General features: G+C 67.8%; 1 protein-coding gene. It reads right to left on the bottom strand.

Features of this window, described 5'->3' with window-relative positions; translation table 11 throughout:
- A partial coding sequence (locus R0J88_RS20200) for a glutamate ligase domain-containing protein (protein ID WP_410900907.1) occupies window positions 1-273 on the bottom strand: 273 nt, incomplete at both ends.

Raw genomic sequence — 273 nt, 5'->3', positions numbered from 1 at the left:
GATAAAGTGCTTGCCACCGGCCCCGAAGGCCTCGGCAGTCGCCTGAGCGCCCTCGCCGCAGGTGGCAATGAAATCTATGCCCAGCTTGCGGGCGTGGTCGCCCACCTCGGCATGCAGACGTTCGGCGTCGGCTCCGAGTTCGCCCATGGCGCCCATCAGGCACCAGCGCGGCGCAGGCAGTGTCGCCAGCAGATCCAGCGCCGCCAGCATGGCACCGGGGTTGGCGTTGTAGCTGTCATCCAGCAGACGCGAGCCATTGATGCCCGCCACGAC

This window comes from Pseudoalteromonas sp. SIMBA_162 (assembly GCF_046535955.1).
Classification (GTDB): Bacteria; Pseudomonadota; Gammaproteobacteria; order Enterobacterales; family Alteromonadaceae; genus Pseudoalteromonas; species Pseudoalteromonas marina.
This window is presented reverse-complemented; position numbering and strand designations above follow the sequence as displayed.